Source organism: Kribbella sp. NPDC050124 (genome assembly GCF_044460355.1).
Lineage (GTDB): Bacteria > Actinomycetota > Actinomycetes > Propionibacteriales > Kribbellaceae > Kribbella.
This window is the reverse complement of the sequence record NZ_JBITJU010000004.1, coordinates 339211-355881: the sequence shown is the minus strand read 5'-3', so window position 1 is coordinate 355881 and position 16671 is coordinate 339211. Positions and strand designations below refer to the sequence as shown.

Here is a 16671-nt window from a genome sequence, read left to right as displayed (position 1 = left end):
CACACGGAGGTCTCGAAACTTTCGTCGAGAACTTCGATACTTGAACGTGGACACACCGTACGCACGGTCCCACAGGCCGTCAATAGGTCGAGCAAGCGGTTTCCGGAGTCGGTCCGGTGAGGTAGTTGAGACGTAAGCCACGCCCGCCCGGGGTGGGTCGTATCCGCCGGGGTGGGAAGAATGGCCTCATGCTGCAGCCGACGCGGGAGGTGACTCCCTACACCGAGCTGGACCGGGCGGCCTGGGCGCAACTGGCCGAGACGACCGTGTCCCCGCTGACGGCCGAGGAGATCGAGCGGCTGCGCGGTCTCGGCGACGAGATCGACATGGACGAGGTGCGCGAGGTCTACCTGCCGCTGTCGCGGATCCTCTCGCTGTACGTCCGGCACGCCCGCGCCCTGCACGCCGACACCGAGAGCTTCCTCGGCAAGCCGGCCGCGACCCGGACGCCGTTCGTGATCGGCATCGGCGGGTCGGTTGCCGTCGGCAAGTCGACCACCGCCCGGTTGCTGCGCGAGCTGCTGGCCCGCTGGCCCGAGCACCCGCGGGTCGCGCTCGTCACCACCGACGGGTTCCTCTGGCCGAACGCCGAGCTCGAACGCCGGAACCTGATGATGCGCAAGGGCTTCCCGGAGTCGTACGACCGCAAAGCGCTGCTGCGCTTCGTGGTCGAGGTGAAGTCCGGGATGGACACGGTCGAGGCGCCGGTCTACTCACACCTGCACTACGACCGGATGCCCGGCGTACGGACCACCGTCGAGCAGCCGGACATCCTGCTGCTCGAGGGCCTGAACGTCCTGCAGCCGGCGCCGCGGCACGCGGACGGCAAGAGCGGCCTCGCGGTCAGCGACTTCTTCGACTTCTCCGTGTACGTCGACGCCGCCGCCGACGACGTCCGGTCCTGGTACGTGCACCGCTTCCTCAAGCTGTGGGAGACGGCCTTCCGCAACCCAGAGTCGTACTTCGTCCGGTACGGCGAGCTGAGCCGGGACGAGGCGGTCAAGAAGGCCGAGTCGCTCTGGGACGGCATCAACGGCCCGAACCTGCGGGAGAACATCCTCCCGACCCGATCGCGCGCCACCCTGGTCCTCCGCAAGGGCGCCGACCACACCGTACGTTACGTCCGGCTGCGCAAGCTCTGAAGCGTGGGCAGGATCGCGACCGCGACGACGGCTGCGGTCAGGGCGAAGGCGACCGAGTAGCCGGTGCCCGCGACGATCGCGCCGAAGACGATGGCGCCGACGCCCCAGCCGCCGTCGTACGCCAGGTTCCACAACGCGCTGACCTGGCCGTAGCGGGACTTCGGCACGCGGTTGTACATCAGTGACAGCGTGAGGTTCTGCGCGGCGCCGAAGCCGATCCCGAAGAGGGTGGAGCCGACGACGATCGCGGTCGCGCTCCCGATCAGGACCAGGGCGCCGGCGCCGAGGGTGGCCAGGACCAGCGCCACCGGCAGCAATTTGGCCGGACCGACGCGGTCGCCGTACCGACCGGCCAGCCAGCGGGCGCCGGGTGCCGTGATGGCCTGCATCAGCAGGGCGGTGGCCACCAGGGACTGGTTCTCCTCGGCAACCGCCAGGGGCAGGAAGGTGACGCTGATGCCGGCGGCGACGGTGACCGCGGCGAACACGAACGTCGGCATCAGCAGACCGCTCCCGCGCAGACCACCGAGGACCTTGACGTGCTGCTCTTCCACGCTGGGCCGCCGGGGCATCCCGCCGAGCGTGAGCAGACCGATCAGCGAGGACGCGGCGGCGAGAACGAACAGGGCGTCGAAGCCGATCACGCCGGTCAGGAAGACGCCCAGCGGCAGCCCGATCGCGGCGGGCAGTCCGACGACCACGCCGTACACACCGAACGCCTCACCGCGCCGGTGCGCCGGGGTCACCTCGGCGATCAGCGCGACCGCGCCGACGACCAGAATCGCCAGTCCGGCGCCGCGGACGACACAGACCGCGAGCACGAGCGGCAGGGATGCGGTGGTCAGCAGGACCAGGGACGGCGCACCCAGCAGGACCAGTCCGAGCCCGAGGACGACCTGGTAGCCCCAACGGGCGATCATCCTGGGCACCAGCAGCTCGACGCCCACCGCGGACAGCATCATCGCGCCCGTGGACAGCCCGGCCCCGATGCCACCGGATCCGCTGGCGGCCAGGTAGAGCGGGACCACCGACGTGAGCAGGTACATGCTCAGCGCGGACCCGAACACGGTGAACAGCAGCCGGCCGAACTGACCGGTGAGCAGACGCGGTGCCGCGGGGCTGAGAGCTACTTCGCAAGTGGTCATGCTTCAACGCTAAGAACAGACCGGTCTCCCCTACAGATCCAGTTACGCCCCGCTGCAGAGGACCAGTATTGAAGCAGTTACCTTCTACCGGTGGACGACTCGGTACACGTCTGGTTGGCCCCGGCCGGCAACTCGTCGGCCGCCCACACGCTGCTGCTCGACCTGGCCGCCTCCTTACTCGGAGGCACCCCATCCCTGCACCACGCCCCATCCGGCCAACCACGCATAGCCGGCCTCGCCGTAAGCCTCAGCCGCAGCCATTCCTGGATCGCGGCCGCCGCCTCCTTTGCTGCCCCCATCGGCATAGACATCGAAGACATCCACCCCCGCGAGGTAAACGCCCTCGCGAACCGCTGGTTCACCCCCACAGAACTCCACTGGATGTCCCGCCAGCCCGACACCATGCGCGCCTTTCTCCGCCTATGGACCGCCAAGGAAGCAGTAACCAAAGCCCTAGGCCACCCCCTGAGCCCCGAAGCCCTCCACCGCCCCATGCCCCTCCCCACCGGCCCCCTCCCCACCACCCCAACCCTCGCCGTACAACACCTCCCCAACACCCCCAACGCAGTACTAGCCGTCGCGGCCCCCACCTCAACCCCCGAGATCCACCTAACCGAGTACCACGGCCCGCGCCCGCTGAACCCCTCAGTGATTGCCCGAGACAACTAACCGCCCGGCTCGATGCCCGCCGCCGTGCCAGAACTCCCGACCTGGCCACCCCTCCCCTGGCCTTGAACAGCAAATAGCCTGTTCAAGCCCACCAGTTCCCGGTTAGGCGGGGGCGCCGAGGGTGGTCAGGGCGGTGGCTACTCGGCCGTGGGCGGCTTCAAGGGCGGCTCGGGCGGCGGGGATGGGGGTGCCGGTGAGGAGGTGGACGAGGGCGGGTTTGAGTTCGCCGTCGGCTTCGGCCAAGGCGGATTCGCAGGCTTCGGGGTCGGCGCCGGTGGCTTCGGCGAGGATGCGGAGCATGCGGCCGCGGAGTTTCTTGTTGGTGGCGACCAGGTCGACCATCAGGTTGGACCAGGTGCGGCCCAGTTTGATCATGAGCGTGGTGGAGAAGGCGTTCAGGATCATCTTCTGGGCGGTGCCGGCCTTGAGCCGGGTGGAGCCGGCGATCACCTCGGGGCCGGTGTCGGCGGCGATCACGATGTCGGCCAGCGGCGCCAGGGGGGCGGCGGGGTTCGAGGTGACCAGGACGGTGGTCGCCCCGACCGCTCGCGCGGCCTTCAGGGCGCCGGCGACGTACGGCGTGCTCCCGGAAGCTGCGAGGCCGATGACGAGGTCCGTGGCGGTGACCGTGCGCGCGTCGAGCGCGCCGCCTTCCTCGGAGTCCTCGACGTTCTCGACCGCGCGGAGCAGCGCGTCCATGCCGCCGGCGTGGTGGGCGACCACCAGGCCTTCCGGCGCGTGGAACGTCGGCAGCAGCTCGGCCGCGTCCAGGACGGCCAGGCGACCCGACGTACCGGCGCCGAAGTAGTGGACCCGGCCGCCGCTGCGGACCGCCTCGACGCCGGCGTCCACAGCGCGGGCCAGCTCGGGGATGACGACTCCGACGGCGCCGGCCACCCGGGCGTCCTCGGCGTTCACCATCCGGAGGATCTCGGTCGTGCCCACCGCATCGATGGCGAGCGTCCTGGGGTTGCGCTGCTCCGTCGGCGTGGTCACAGCTCCGATGTTAGTTTCCTACTGAAGGATTTTCAATTCTGTTGATCGTTGACGGAAATGATTGACATGCTCACTCGGAGCCCTTGAGGCGGTGGCCGCGCACCGAGCTCGCGGTCTCCTCGAGTGCCTTGCGGGCGTCCGGCAGCACCTGCTGGGCGACGCCGATGAACAGGCAGTCGATCACCGTCAGCTGCGCGATCCGGCTCGACATGGCGCCGGAGCGGTACGTCGTCTCGCGGGCAGCCGTGGTCAGCACGAGGTCGGCCGTCCGAGCCAGCGGGGACCGGGGGAAGTTCGTCACGGCGACCGTTGTAGCGCCGTGCTTGGCCGCCTCCTCGAGCGCCTCGACGACCTCGACCGTCGTACCGGTGTGCGAGATGCCGATCGCCACGTCGCCGTCGCCGAGCAACGCGGCGCTGGGCAGCGCCACGTGGACGTCGGACCAGGCGAACGCGACCCGGCGGATCCGGTGCAGCTTCTGCTGCAGGTCGAGCGCCACGAAGGCGCTCGCCCCGAAGCCGTACAGATCCACCCGCGGTGCGTTGACGACAGCCTCGACCACCTTGGCCAGGGTGTCGACGTCGACCTGCTGGGCGGTCTCGCGGACCGCCCGCTCGTCGGCGAACGCGACCTTGTTGATCACGTCCGCCAGCGAGTCACCGGGCTCGATGTCGCCGCCGACCTCGGGCCGGATGCTCTCCTGCGCCGACTGGGCCGCCAGCTGCAGGCGGAGCTGCGGGTAGCCGGGGACGCCGATCTGCTTGCAGAACCGGATGACCGTGGTCTCCGAGGTGGACGCCACCTCGGCCAGTTCGGAGATCGTCATCGCCGCCACTCCGCCCGGGTCCGCGAGGACCGCGTTCGCCACCCGCTGCTCGGCCGGCGCCAGCGCGGGCATCACCGCGCGGACCCGGACCAGCAGCGGCCCCGTGGGTTCTGGAGAGGAAACAGAGTTCATGACAGCACGGTACGGCGACTTACCACCCTGTGGTGTCACCGACGCGAAAGTCTCCAACCGTTGGCGGTAAATGACTCAGGCGTTCGTTCTCCGTCGAGAAGAACACCACTCTCACTCGTGATCTTCACACCGTCGACGTACACACCCCGGCCCTGGTAGAGCGCGTCGGAGGTGTAACGCCACCGGATCGTCTGCTCACCGGCCGCGAGATCGGCGAACACCTGGTGCCAGTGCCGGTCGCCGGAGCCGCTGATCGTCCCGTCGTGCTCGATCACGGATCCCCGGTCCAGCACGGTGAACGGCACCTTGGTCCAGGTGGTTCCGTCCGCCGAGGTCTCCAGGTACAGCCGGTCGGTCTCCTCGGTGTCCACGAACATGTCGAACGACAGCTTCGCCCCACCCTCCGGTACGGCGACCTGCGCGGCCAGGGTCGTGGTCGCGCCGTCCGTCGTACCCGAGAACCAGGCGTCCTTCCCGTGCCGCGGCCCGACGCCGAGCGCGAGCGCCAGCCCCTGGGCGACAGCCCGCCGCGCCGGGTTGTTGCTGCCCCAGTTGCGGCTCGGGTGCACCCGGTTGGTCAGCAGGATCGCGAACGAGCGCGAGTCGAAGTCGATCACCAGCGACGTCCCGGTGTACCCGGTGTGGCCGGCCGCTCGCGGACCGGACAGGCCGTTCATGTACCAGCGCTGGTTCAGCTCGAACCCGAGCCCGTGGTCGTTGCCCGGGAAGGCTCCGTTGAAATTGGTGATCATCGCGGTCACCGACGACTCCTTGAGGATCCGGGCGCCGCGGTAGCTCCCGCCGTTCAAGAAGGTCTGGGCCAGAATCGCCAGGTCGTCCGCGGTGCTGAACACGCCGGCGTGACCGGCGACGCCGTCCAGCGACCAGGCGTTCTCGTCGTGCACCGAACCCCAGACCATCCCGCGCGGCGGCACGGACTGGAACTCGGTGGCCGCGATCCGCGGCTTCTTCTTGGCGTCCGGGTTGTAGCCGGTGTCGCGCATCTGCAGCGGCTTGGTGATGCCGTCGGCAACGAGCTTGTCCAGCGTCTTGCCGGTCACCCGGTGCGCCAGCTCACCCAGCGCGATCAGGTTGAGGTCGCTGTAGAGGTACTTCGTCCCCGCCGGGCTGGTCGGGGTCGCGGTGAGCGCCATCTGCATCCGGGAGGCCGGATCCGGCCGGGCACTCCACAGCGGCAGCCAGGCCGGCAGCCCGGTGGTGTGCGTGAGCGCCTGCCGGACCGTGATCGCCTGCTTGCCGTTCTCCCCGAACTCCGGGACATACGACGCGATCGGCGTGTCCAGGCCGACCTTGCCCTTCTCCACCTGCTGCATCACCACGATCGAGGTGAACAGCTTGGACACCGACGCCATGTCGAAGATGGTGTCGGTGCGCATCGGGATCTGCTGGTCGGCGGGCAGCTCGGTGCCGGCTCCGTCGGCGTACTTGAGCGCCATCCCGGTGGCCGTCTTGGTGACGATCTTCCCGTCGTGGCCGAGCAGCGTGACCGCGCCGGCGTACAGGGGTTTCGCCGTACCGTTCGGCCTGGTCCAGGCGTCCACCTGGGCCAGCGCCGCGTCGATCGGCGCGGGGTCGAGACCGGCCTGGGCCGGAGTGGATTCGCGCAAGAGAGTCGTCTTCGGTGCGTAGCCGTCGTACGGCCGGTCGAACCGGCCCGATCTGTTGCCGTTGGCAACCGCCGGCGTGGTCAGGGCGAGCATCACGGTGGAGACTACCGCGATTCCGACGACACGTCTCACCGGTGCGCTCCCTTGTAGAGCAGGTACTGCGCCCGCCGCGCGGTCCACGCGTCGGTCTCGGACTTCCAGGCCGCCACGATCTCCTCGGCCGATGCGCCCGCGGTCAGCATGGTCCGGAACCGGTCCGACCCGGTCAGCAGGTCGATCCAGCGCCCGGGCGGGTTCTCGGTCCGCCAGGCGAAGCCTGAGTACAGCCGGCGCGCCTCCACGATCATGTGGGTCGCGGCGGTGATCGCCTCCACCTTGTGCGGGTCGGTGATCAGCACCTGGACGCCGCCGCACAGCACGTTGGCGTTCTTGGAGATGAACGGCGTGAAGTACGCCTCCCGGAACTCCACTCCAGGGATGTCCTTGGTCTGGAGCGCCTCGGCCCACTTGTAGTCGACGTACGGCGCCCCGATCAGCTCGAACGGCCGCGTCGTACCGCGACCCTCGGACATGTTGGTCGCCTCGAACAGGCACATGCCCGGGTAGAGCAGCGCGGTGTCCGGGGTCGGCATGTTCGGGCTCGGCATCACCCAGGTCAGGCCGGTGTCGTCGTACAACTGGTCCCGCTTCCAGTTCTTCAGCTCGATGACCTGGAGCTCGGTCAGCTGCTTGCCGTCGGCGTCCAGCGGCAGGTACTCGGCGTTGAACAGCCGGGCCAGCTCGCCCACTGTCATCCCGTGCTGCTGGATGATCTCCTCCTTGCCCACGCCGGAAATGTAGCCGGGCTTGAGCATCGGGCCGCGGGCGTACCCGCCGACCGGGTTCGGCCGGTCCAGCACGACGAACTTCGCGCCGGTCCGGGTGGCCGCGATCATCGCCTCGTACATCGTCCAGATGTAGGTGTAGAACCGGGCGCCGACGTCCTGGATGTCGAAGACAACCGTCTCCACGCCGGACTTCGTGTAGAGGTCGGCGAGCTTGGTCGCGGTCGCGCCGTACGCGTCGTAGACCATGATCCCGGTGCGCGGGTCGATGTGGTCACCCTCGGACCCGCCGGCCTGCGCGGATCCGCGGAAGCCGTGCTCGGGTCCGAAGACCGCGACCACGTTGACCTGCCCGGACGCGTGCATGGTGTCGACGATGTGGCTGAGGTCGGGCAGGATGCCGGTCGGGTTGCTGATCACGCCGACCTTCTGGCCGGCCAGCGCGCGCCAGCCGTCCGCGGCCAGCACCTCCGCACCCGTCATCGTCTTGCGCCTGCTGGGCGTCGGGTCGGCCTGGGCCGCCGGTACGTCGATCAAGGGGGCGGCGGCCAGGGCACCGGCGCCCGCGAGCAAACTGCGGCGCTTCATCGGTCTTCTCCTTCAGGCAAAGGCGTTACGGGCGGAACAACAGGTCGGCCACCACGGGGCGGTGGTCACTGGCCGCTTGCTCAGGGGGTACAGAGGCGTACCGGACGCGGAACCCGGCGCCGACGGTGGCGAAGTCGATCCGCTTCACCGGATCGACCGCGGGGTACGTGCTGGGACCGCCGTCCGTCGAGGCGGCCGCCGTCCAGCTGTCGGTGAGGCGGCTCCACAGCCCGGCGAGCTCGGGAGCGTTCGCCTCGGCGTTGAAGTCGCCGGTCAGGATCTGCAGGTCCTTCCGCCGGTCCTGCGCGAGGATCTTCATCGTGTCGGCGACCTGGGCCTGCCGGACCGACGGGTCGGCGCGGTAGTCCAGGTGGGTGGAGTACACGTGCACCCGGCGGCCACGAACGTCGAGCTCGGCCTCGAGGAAGCCGGGCGCCGGAGCCGGGACCGGGTTCGGGTCCTGGGTCGAGAGCCGGGTGATCGGGTGGTTCTCGATCCGGACCAGCGGGAAGCGGGACAGTACGCCGACGCCGTACTGCCGGCGTGGTTGACCGGCCGCGGGCGGGTCGAGGTCGTAGATCGGCGCGAACCCGGCGTACATCCCGAGCTTCTGCGCGAGCTCGGCCAACGTGTCCAGCCACTCGCTGCGCGCACCCCAGTGCACGTCGACCTCCTGCAGCCCGATCACGTCGGCGTCGAGCGCCTTCAGGGCCTGCGCGGTCCGCTCCAGGTCGAACACGTTGTCCGACCCGGCGCCGGCATGAATGTTGTACGAGGCAACGGTCAGCCGGGTATCCCGCGGGTCGAAGGTGAGGCCGTGCCCGAACGGGTGCAGGGTCTGCGCCGGGTCGGGTTGCGCCGGGATCGCGACCGGCAGCTTCCCGGTCGGCGCGAGTTCGCCGTACAGGACCTTCGCCAGCGCCTCCATCGACGCCGCCGCATACCCGTAGGTGGCCAGCGTGGTCTTCGCCGACGGGAAGTACGCGACGTCGTACGGATCCCGTACGGCGACCACGATCACCGGCCGCCCGGTCGCCAGCAGGGCGTTGACGAGCTTCTGCTGCTTGCCCTGCTTGTCGGTGACTGTGGTGTCCCACGCCTTCATCGTCAGTACGACGGTGAGGTCGGCGACCGCGGACGCCGCCACCGCCTCGTCGATCCGGGCGTCGGTCGGTGTCGCGCCGGTGTCCTTGACCGTCACTGTCGCGCCCCGACCCTGCAGTGCGGTCCCGAGGGCGGCCGGGCTGTACCCGGCGACCAGGACCTTCCGCGGCGCCGGTGACAACGGCAGCATGCCCGCGTCGTTCTTCAGCAGCGTCGTACTGCGGTCGGCGATCCGCTGCGCGGCCGCGTAGTTCGACGGAGTGCCGACCACCTTCGCGACCTGCGTCAGATCGACGTACGGGCGATCCACGACGCCGGTCTTCAGCTTGAGCTTCAGGATGCGCTCGACACTCTGGTCGATCCGCTCCTCGCTGATCCGGCCGGCGCGAACGGCGCCGATCACCGAGTCGAATGCCAACTGCGGGTTCACCGGCATCAGCAGTTGGTCGACGCCGGCCTCGAGTGCCCGCAGTGGGATCTCCGCGTCGCCGTACTTGTCCCGGACGCCCTTCATACCCAGGGAGTCCGTGATCACGACCCCGTCGAAGCGCAACTGCTCGCGCAGGATCCCGGTCAGGATCGGCCGGCTCAGTGTGGCCGGGTCGCCGGACGCGTCCAGCGACGGGACCACGATGTGCGCGGTCATGATCGCGTCGATCCCGGCCCGGATCGCCGCCCGGAACGGCGGCGCGTCGATCGTGTTCCACTCCTCGACGCTGTGGTTGATCGTCGGCAGCGAAGTGTGGCTGTCGTCCCGGGTGTCGCCGTGACCCGGGAAGTGCTTCGCGGTCGACACGATCCGGCCGTCGCGCTGGTAGCCCTTCACCTGTTCGGCGGTGAGCTCGGCGACCAGCCTGGGGTCGGACGAGAACGAGCGGACCCCGATCACCGGGTTCAGCGGGTTCACGTTGACGTCGGCGACCGGCGCGAAGTCGGTGGTGACGCCGACCGCGCGCAGTTCCCGGCCGCCGATGCCGGCCGCGAGCCGGGCGAACTGCCCGGACCGCGTCGCGCCCAGCGCCATCGCGCCCGGGAACTGTGTCGCGGGCGGTCCGACGCGGAACACCACGCCGTACTCCTGGTCGGTGCTGATCTGCAGCGGGATCCCGGTGCTGCCGATCGACGCGCTCTGCAGCCCGTTGGAGAGCCGGGCGATCTGCTGCGGGTCCTTGGTCGAGTCCGTCCAGGCGAAGTAGATCACCCCGCCGAGGTGGTACTTGCGGACCACCTCGGCCGGCGTGGCAACGCCGTACAGGCTGGTGTTGCGCGGGTCGGCCGTGTCCGCCGTCGGCCCGTAGGCGTAGCAGACGAACAGCTGGCCGACCTTCTGCTCCAGCGTCATCCGTTGCAGCGTCTCGCGGACACAGCGGTCGCTGCCTGCGTGCGCAGCCGTGGTGCCGGCAACGGTGGTGCCGGCGACCGCAGCTGCGGCGAGGCCGAGGGTTTGGCGACGGGTGAACTCCATCGTCACCAGGTCAGTCCGTGGCCGAAGGGGTAGAGCGGCGTCGCCGGGTCGCCGGCGACCGGGATGTCGACCGGGAGCTTGCCGGTCGGGCTGATCTCCCCGTAGAGCGCCTTCGCGAGCGACTCCATCGACACCGCGGCGAACCCGTAGGTGGCCAGGTACGTCGGCGCCGCGTCGAAGTACGCGATGTCGTACGGGTCGCGGACGGCGACCACGATCACCGTCTTGCCGGTGGCGAGCAGATCCTTCACCAGCTTCTGCTGCTTGGCCAGCTTGTCCGTGACGGTGGTGTCCCACGCCTTCATCGTCAGCACGACGGTGACGTCGTTCTGCTTGGCCTTGGCCACGGCATCCGCGATCGCCGCGTCGGACGGCGCCGCTCCGGTCTGCGCGACCGTTGTCGTGGCTCCGCGGGTGGTCAGGCTGTTGGCCAGCGACTGCGTCGTGCTCACGCCCCACCCGGTGACCAGGATCTTCCGCGGGTCGGTGCTGAGCGGTACGGCGTTCGCGTCGTTCTTGACCAGCGTGACGGACTTGTCGACGATCTTCTGCGCGGTCGCCAGGCTGGCCGGCGTGCCGACCGTGGACGGGATCTTCGCGGGGTCGACGTACGGGTTGAGCAGGACGCCGTTCTTCAGCTTCATCAGCAGGATCCGCAGCACGCTCTCGTCGACCCGCTTCTCGCTGATCCGGCCCGAGCGGACCGCGTCCAGGACCGCGTTGAACTGCACGTCCGGCGCCGGCGGCAGCAGCAACTGGTCCGCGCCGGCCTCGATCGCCCGGACCGCGACCTCGGCGTCGCCGTACTGCTGGCGGACGGCGGCCATCTCGAGCGCGTCGGTGATGATCAGGCCCTTGAAGCCGAGCTGCTCGCGCAGCACTCCGGTCAGGATCGGCTTGCTGAGCGTCGCCGGGTCGCCGGACGGGTCGAGCGACGGGACCACGATGTGCGCGGTCATGATCGAGTCGATCCCGGCTTTGATCGCGGCCTTGAACGGCGGCGCGTCGATCGTGTTCCACTCCTCGAGGGTGTGGTTGATCGTCGGCAGCGCGGTGTGGCTGTCGTCGCGGGTGTCACCATGGCCCGGGAAGTGCTTCGCGGTCGCCATGATGCCGGCGTCGCGCTGGTAGCCCTGGACCTGCGCGACGGTCATGTCCGAGACCAGCTGCGGGTCGCTGGAGAACGAGCGCACACCGATCACCGGGTTGAGCGCGTTCACGTTGACGTCAGCGACCGGGGCGTAGTCCTGCCGAATGCCCATCGCCTTCAGCTCGCGGCCGGTGATGCCGGCGGCGGTCCGCGCGTCCGCGGTGTTCCGGGTGGCGCCGTGCGCCATGTTGCCGCCGAACTGAGTGGCCGGCGGGCCGATCCGGACCACGACGCCCTGCTCCTGGTCGGTCGCGATCGTCAGCGGGACACGCAGGCCCACGCTGGTGGCGGTCTGCTGCAACTGGTTCGAGTACGTCGCCAGTTGCGTCGGGTTCTCCACGTTGCCGCGGGCGCTGAAGTAGATCCAGCCGCCCGGCTTGTACTTGGCGACCACCTCGGCGGGCGTGGCGACGCCGTACAGGCTGGTGTTGCGGGCGTCGGGCTGGTTGGCGTTCGGCCCGTAGCCGAACAGCACGAACATCTGCCCGACCTTCTCCTCCAGCGACATCCGCTGGATGGTGCGGCCGAGTTGGGCGGCCTGGTCGTTCCCGACGGGTTCGGGCGGTTGAGCGCTGGCGGCGGTGGAGACTCCGACCCCGGCAATCGCGGTAGCGGTGGCGAGGCCGGCGAGGCTCAATCGGCGCAAGGCGGACATGACAGACCCCCTACAGGTTATTGAATTACAGGCGCTCCCCCGCGACGCGAAAGTTACCCACACCACCACAGCGGGTCAAGGGCAAACTACTAACTGACGCTACGTAGCCGGGGGTGGAGCGGTGGTCGCGCCCGGGTGGAGCTTGGCCGGGACCAGTTGGGGTGGCAGGGGGTCAGCGCCTTCCAGCTGGCGAATGAGGGCTTCGGTGCCGAGCTGGCCGAGCTCGGGGCCGGGTGTCCGCATGATGCTGAGTTCGGGGTTGGTGAGGGCGGCCATCTCCGGAGCCATCAGCAACGGCAGGACCGAGATGTCCTCGGGGACCCGGCGGCCGAGGCGGTGCAGGCCGGCCACCGCGCCGAGCGCGGCGAACTCGTTGACGATCAGGACGGCGGTCGTGTCCGGATACTCGCGGACGAGGCGGGCCATCGCGTCCTGTCCGGCCATCGTAGAGCCGGAGCTCTCCAGTACGACGGTCTCCAGGCCGTACTCCGCGGCGACCCGGCGGTAGGCCGCTTCGGAACGGACGTAGGGTCCGTAGGTGCTGAACAGCGGGTCGTTGAGGTTGCCCGAGATCAGCGTCAGCCGCCGGTGCCCGAGACCGTAGAGGTACTCGACCGCGTCCTCGACCGTCCGATCGAAGTCGATGTCGACATGGGACAACCCCTCGAGCGTGCTCGTCCGCCCGATCATCGCGAACGGTGTCCCAGCCTGCTGCAGGACCGTGACCCGCGGGTCGTCCAGCTGAACCTCCATCAGCACGACGCCGTCGACCAGACCCTGGCCGACGAGCTCGGTCAGCTCGGTGCCGTCGTTGCCGACCGGCCAGAGGACGAGGTGGTAGTCCTGCTTGCGAGCCGCGTCGGCGGCACTGGTGAAGAACTCCGCGGCCGAGAAGCCGAACTTGTGGTCCAGCGCCGGGTACGCCATCGCGATGATGTGCGTCCGCCGGCTGGCCAGCGCCCGGGCGACCACATTGCGGCGGTAGCCGAGGTCGGCCATCGCCTGCTCGATCCGGGCCCGGGTGGCCGCCGTCACCGGCTTGGTGTCGTTCAGCAGGAAGGAGACGGTCGCGATCGATACACCGGCGCGCTGGGCGACGTCCTTCATGGTCACCATGCGATTCGGTCCCCTCTGAACTATTGACACCGGTGTGACCCAAGGAACATAGTCCTTGGACACCTCAGTTAAGCGGTTTACCGACAATCCCACAAGTGAACGGCCCCTCTCGGCGGCCCACGGTTAAGCGTTTTGATCAACGCACCCCTGAGTGGCCTCCGACCATCCCCTCCGAAGGAGCGCAAGTCATGATCAGTCAGCGGCTCACCGCTGCGCTGGCGGGTGCGACGGCCCTGTCGCTCGTGCTGGCCGCCTGTGGTGACAACGGCGGCGACCAGTCCTCGGCCTCGTCCGGCGACACCGTCAAGAGCCTCACGATTCTGGACTACTACAACAACGACCCGGACAAGTCGCTGGTCCAGAAGGGTCTCGACTCGTGCGCCAGCCAGCTCGGCATCACCATCCAGCGGGAGACGGTGCCTGGTGACACCTTGATCCAGAAGGTGCTGCAGCAGGCGTCGTCGAAGACGCTGCCGGACGTGCTGATGCTGGACAACCCGGACGTGCAGCAGATCGCCGCAACTGGTGCGCTGGCGCCCTTGAACGACATGGGCCTGACTGGGGACGGCGTCATCCAGGGCATGGTCGACGCGACGTCGTACGACGGCAAGCTCTACGGACTGGCGCCGGTGACGAACACGATTGCGCTGTTCTACAACACGCAGATGCTGCAGGAGGCCGGCGTCCAGCCGCCGAAGACCTGGGACGAGCTGAAGGTCGCGGCCAAGAAGCTCACCAAGCCCGGCCGGTACGGCATCGCCTTCAACGCCAACGCGACGTACGAAGGCTCCTGGCAGTTCCTGCCGGCGATGTGGACCAACGGCGGTGACGAGACCGACCTGACCAGCCCGCAGGTGGCCGAGGCACTGCAGCTGTGGGTCGACCTGGTGCAGTCCGGCTCGGCGTCGAAGAGCGTCATCAACTGGACCCAGGGCGACGCCAAGGACCAGTTCGTGGCCGGCAAGGCCGCGATGATGGTGAACGGTCCGTGGCAGATCCCGGCGCTGGAGAAGGCCCCGAACGTCAAGTGGGAGGTGGTCACGTTCCCGCTGAACAAGCCGGACCAGACGCCGGTCGCGCCGCTCGGTGGTGAGGCCTGGACGGTCCCGCTGAACAAGGACCAGGCCAAGCAGCAGAAGGCCGCCGACTTCGTGAAGTGCCTGAACTCGGACGAGAACGAGCTGGCCTGGGCGAAGGCCCGGTACACGGTGCCGACCAAGACCGCGCTGCTCGACCAGTACGTCAAGGAAGTGCCGTCGATGAAGGCGTTCACCGAGCAGATCAAGACCGCGCGGTCCCGGACCGGCAAGCTGGGCGAGAAGTGGCCGGAGGCCGCCAAGGTGATCTACCAGGCCATCCAGCTGGCGCTGACCGGTAAGGCCTCGGCCCAGGACGCCTTCAAGCAGGCCTCCGGCGGCTGATCGCGATGGCGCACGCGACCTTGACGCGTACGACGGAGACACCCGGCCCGGAGCCTGTTCGCAGGCTCCGGGGCCGGCGCCACCGGGGTGAGGACCTGACCAAGGTCCTGTTCGTGCTGCCGGCCGCACTGGCGATGGTCGCGCTGTTCGGCTACCCGGTGGTGAAGAACTTCATGATGAGCCTGCAGGACTACGGCCTGCGGACCTTCTTCACCGGGCAGGCGCCCTGGGTCGGGCTGAAGAACTACACCGCGGTGGTGACCGACAACCTGTTCTCGCAGGCGATGGTCAACACGGCGTTGTTCACCATCGGCTCGATCAGCTTCCAGTTCGTCATCGGGCTGGGACTGGCGCTGTTCTTCCACCGGAAGTTCCCGCTCAGCAGCGTGCTGCGGTCGCTGCTCCTGCTGCCGTGGCTGCTGCCGCTGATCGTGTCCAGCGCGACCTGGCGGTCGATCCTCGAGCAGGACAGCGGCATCCTCAACCGCACGCTGACCGGGATCGGGATCATCGACGACCCGGTGCCTTGGCTGAACTCGCCGTCGGTCGCGCTGATCGCGGTGATCGGGGTGAACATCTGGATCGGCATCCCGTTCAACGTGACGCTGCTGTACTCCGGCCTGTCCGAGATCCCGGACGAGCTGTACGAGGCGGGTCAGCTGGACGGCGCCACCGGCTGGCGGGCGTTCTGGTACATCACCTGGCCGAACCTGCGGGCGGTGGCGAGCGTACTGCTGATGCTCGGCGTGGTCTACACGATCAAGGTCCTGGACATCATCCTCGGCCTCACCGGCGGCGGTCCGGCCAACGCCACCCAGACGCTGGCGACCCAGTCGTACGAGCGGTCGTTCATCGACTTCAAGTTCGGCGAGGGCGCGGCACTGAGCAACATCCTGATCGCGATCTCGTTCCTGTTCGCGATCTTCTACCTGCGCAGCACCCGGCGCGCCGTCGACGAGTAGGAAGGGGGTACGACGATGACCGACTCAACTGTCCGTCGCGGTGTCTACACCGTGATCGGCGTACTGATCCTGTGCGTCATGCTGTTCCCCGTCTACTGGATGGTGAACGCGTCCCTGCAGCAGTCCGGCAACACCCTGACCGCCGGCTTCCTGCCGCTGGACCCGACCTTCGCCGGCTACAAGCGCGCGCTCAGCGAGCAGGGCGGCAACCTGGTCACCAGCATGATCATTGCCGCGGGCACCGTGGTGCTCAGCCTGGCGATCGCCACCCCGTGCGCCTACGCGCTCTCGCAGTTCCGGTCCCGCTGGGTGTCGGTCGGGCTGCTGGCGATCCTGATCTCGCAGATGATCCCGGGCATCGTGATCGCCAACGCGCTCTACACGGCGTACGAGCGGCTCGGGCTGCTGAACTCGATCCCGGGCCTGATCCTGGCCAACTGCAGCAGCGGGATCCCGTTCGCGATCCTGATCCTGCGCTCGTTCATGCTCTCGCTGCCGCCGTCGCTGGTGGAGGCCGCGCGGGTGGACGGCGCCGGGCTGTTCCGCGCGTTCGTGGCGATCGTGCTGCCGATCAGCAAGAACTCCCTGATCACCGCGGGACTGTTCAGTTTCCTCTTCTCCTGGAGCGACTTCCTGTTCGCGCTCACGCTGACCACCAAGGGCGGCGTGCGGCCGGTGACGCTCGGGATCTACCAGTACCTCGGCACCCAGGTGCAGAACTGGAACGCGGTGATGGCGACCGCGGTGCTCTCGGCGATCCCGGCCATCGTGCTGCTGGTCGCCGCGCAGAAGTACATCGCCGCCGGCGCCATCGGCGGAGCCGTCAAATAACCCTTAAGGACAGATAA

At 68.7% G+C, this 16671-nt stretch carries 13 protein-coding genes; 5 read left to right on the top strand and 8 right to left on the bottom strand.

The window, feature by feature from the left end; all coding sequences use genetic code 11:
- Positions 1 to 188 precede the first annotated feature (188 nt).
- Entirely contained in the window at positions 189 to 1142 is a 954-nt protein-coding gene (coaA, locus tag ACIBL3_RS14055) for a type I pantothenate kinase (RefSeq protein WP_396353674.1), read from the top strand.
- Here the strand turns inward: coaA and ACIBL3_RS14050 are convergent.
- Positions 1118 to 2287: an MFS transporter gene (locus ACIBL3_RS14050; protein ID WP_396353673.1), complete on the bottom strand. Its 1170-nt coding sequence runs from the start codon at positions 2285 to 2287 to the stop codon at positions 1118 to 1120. The genes coaA and ACIBL3_RS14050 overlap by 25 nt on opposite strands.
- Before the next feature lie 90 nt (positions 2288 to 2377).
- Between ACIBL3_RS14050 and ACIBL3_RS14045 the strand changes: the two genes are divergently transcribed.
- Positions 2378 to 2956 (top strand): 4'-phosphopantetheinyl transferase family protein, encoded by a 579-nt coding sequence (locus tag ACIBL3_RS14045; protein WP_396353672.1) that lies wholly within the window; start codon positions 2378 to 2380, stop codon positions 2954 to 2956.
- Positions 2957 to 3058: 102 nt separating this feature from the next.
- Here the strand turns inward: ACIBL3_RS14045 and murQ are convergent, their stop codons facing one another.
- From murQ to ACIBL3_RS14010, 7 genes are all read right to left on the bottom strand, one after another.
- Positions 3059 to 3952 carry an N-acetylmuramic acid 6-phosphate etherase gene (murQ, locus tag ACIBL3_RS14040; RefSeq protein WP_396353671.1) on the bottom strand — a complete coding sequence of 298 codons (894 nt, stop codon included), beginning with the start codon at positions 3950 to 3952 and terminating at the stop codon, positions 3059 to 3061.
- A gap of 70 nt (positions 3953 to 4022) precedes the next feature.
- Complete coding sequence (locus ACIBL3_RS14035; RefSeq protein WP_396353670.1) at positions 4023 to 4910, bottom strand: MurR/RpiR family transcriptional regulator; 888 nt, start codon at positions 4908 to 4910, stop codon at positions 4023 to 4025.
- A gap of 35 nt (positions 4911 to 4945) precedes the next feature.
- Positions 4946 to 6670, bottom strand: coding sequence for a serine hydrolase (locus ACIBL3_RS14030; RefSeq protein WP_396353669.1), 1725 nt, complete (start codon positions 6668 to 6670; stop codon positions 4946 to 4948).
- A complete protein-coding gene (locus ACIBL3_RS14025) occupies positions 6667 to 7950 on the bottom strand; it encodes an exo-beta-N-acetylmuramidase NamZ domain-containing protein (RefSeq protein ID WP_396353668.1) in 1284 nt (427 codons plus the stop codon). The genes ACIBL3_RS14030 and ACIBL3_RS14025 overlap by 4 nt, the downstream gene beginning before the upstream one ends.
- 25 nt (positions 7951 to 7975) lie before the next feature.
- Positions 7976 to 10519 carry a glycoside hydrolase family 3 N-terminal domain-containing protein gene (locus ACIBL3_RS14020; protein WP_396353667.1) on the bottom strand — a complete coding sequence of 848 codons (2544 nt, stop codon included), beginning with the start codon at positions 10517 to 10519 and terminating at the stop codon, positions 7976 to 7978.
- A gap of 2 nt (positions 10520 to 10521) precedes the next feature.
- Positions 10522 to 12324: a glycoside hydrolase family 3 protein gene (locus ACIBL3_RS14015; RefSeq protein ID WP_396353666.1), complete on the bottom strand. Its 1803-nt coding sequence runs from the start codon at positions 12322 to 12324 to the stop codon at positions 10522 to 10524.
- Positions 12325 to 12423: 99 nt separating this feature from the next.
- Complete coding sequence (locus ACIBL3_RS14010) at positions 12424 to 13440, bottom strand: LacI family DNA-binding transcriptional regulator (protein ID WP_396353665.1); 1017 nt, start codon at positions 13438 to 13440, stop codon at positions 12424 to 12426.
- 188 nt (positions 13441 to 13628) lie between these two features.
- On the opposite strand from ACIBL3_RS14010, the gene ACIBL3_RS14005 reads away from it, so the two are divergent.
- From ACIBL3_RS14005 to ACIBL3_RS13995, 3 genes are read left to right on the top strand one after another with little or no spacing between them, the layout of a single operon-like run.
- Positions 13629 to 14861 carry an extracellular solute-binding protein gene (locus ACIBL3_RS14005; protein WP_396353664.1) on the top strand — a complete coding sequence of 411 codons (1233 nt, stop codon included), beginning with the start codon at positions 13629 to 13631 and terminating at the stop codon, positions 14859 to 14861.
- Positions 14862 to 14866: 5 nt separating this feature from the next.
- Positions 14867 to 15823: a carbohydrate ABC transporter permease gene (locus tag ACIBL3_RS14000; RefSeq protein ID WP_396353663.1), complete on the top strand. Its 957-nt coding sequence runs from the start codon at positions 14867 to 14869 to the stop codon at positions 15821 to 15823.
- 15 nt (positions 15824 to 15838) lie between these two features.
- Positions 15839 to 16654: a carbohydrate ABC transporter permease gene (locus ACIBL3_RS13995; protein WP_396353662.1), complete on the top strand. Its 816-nt coding sequence runs from the start codon at positions 15839 to 15841 to the stop codon at positions 16652 to 16654.
- Positions 16655 to 16671: the final 17 nt, after the last annotated feature.

Coding starts and splice junctions, on each gene's coding strand:
- ACIBL3_RS14050 (WP_396353673.1), bottom strand. CDS start 2,287: ATGACCACTTGCGAAGTAGCTCTCAGCCCCGCGGCACCGCGTCTGCTC.
- ACIBL3_RS13995 (WP_396353662.1), top strand. CDS start 15,839: ATGACCGACTCAACTGTCCGTCGCGGTGTCTACACCGTGATCGGCGTA.
- ACIBL3_RS14025 (WP_396353668.1), bottom strand. CDS start 7,950: ATGAAGCGCCGCAGTTTGCTCGCGGGCGCCGGTGCCCTGGCCGCCGCC.
- coaA (WP_396353674.1), top strand. CDS start 189: ATGCTGCAGCCGACGCGGGAGGTGACTCCCTACACCGAGCTGGACCGG.
- ACIBL3_RS14000 (WP_396353663.1), top strand. CDS start 14,867: ATGGCGCACGCGACCTTGACGCGTACGACGGAGACACCCGGCCCGGAG.
- ACIBL3_RS14015 (WP_396353666.1), bottom strand. CDS start 12,324: ATGTCCGCCTTGCGCCGATTGAGCCTCGCCGGCCTCGCCACCGCTACC.
- ACIBL3_RS14035 (WP_396353670.1), bottom strand. CDS start 4,910: ATGAACTCTGTTTCCTCTCCAGAACCCACGGGGCCGCTGCTGGTCCGG.
- ACIBL3_RS14010 (WP_396353665.1), bottom strand. CDS start 13,440: ATGGTGACCATGAAGGACGTCGCCCAGCGCGCCGGTGTATCGATCGCG.
- ACIBL3_RS14005 (WP_396353664.1), top strand. CDS start 13,629: ATGATCAGTCAGCGGCTCACCGCTGCGCTGGCGGGTGCGACGGCCCTG.
- ACIBL3_RS14020 (WP_396353667.1), bottom strand. CDS start 10,519: ATGGAGTTCACCCGTCGCCAAACCCTCGGCCTCGCCGCAGCTGCGGTC.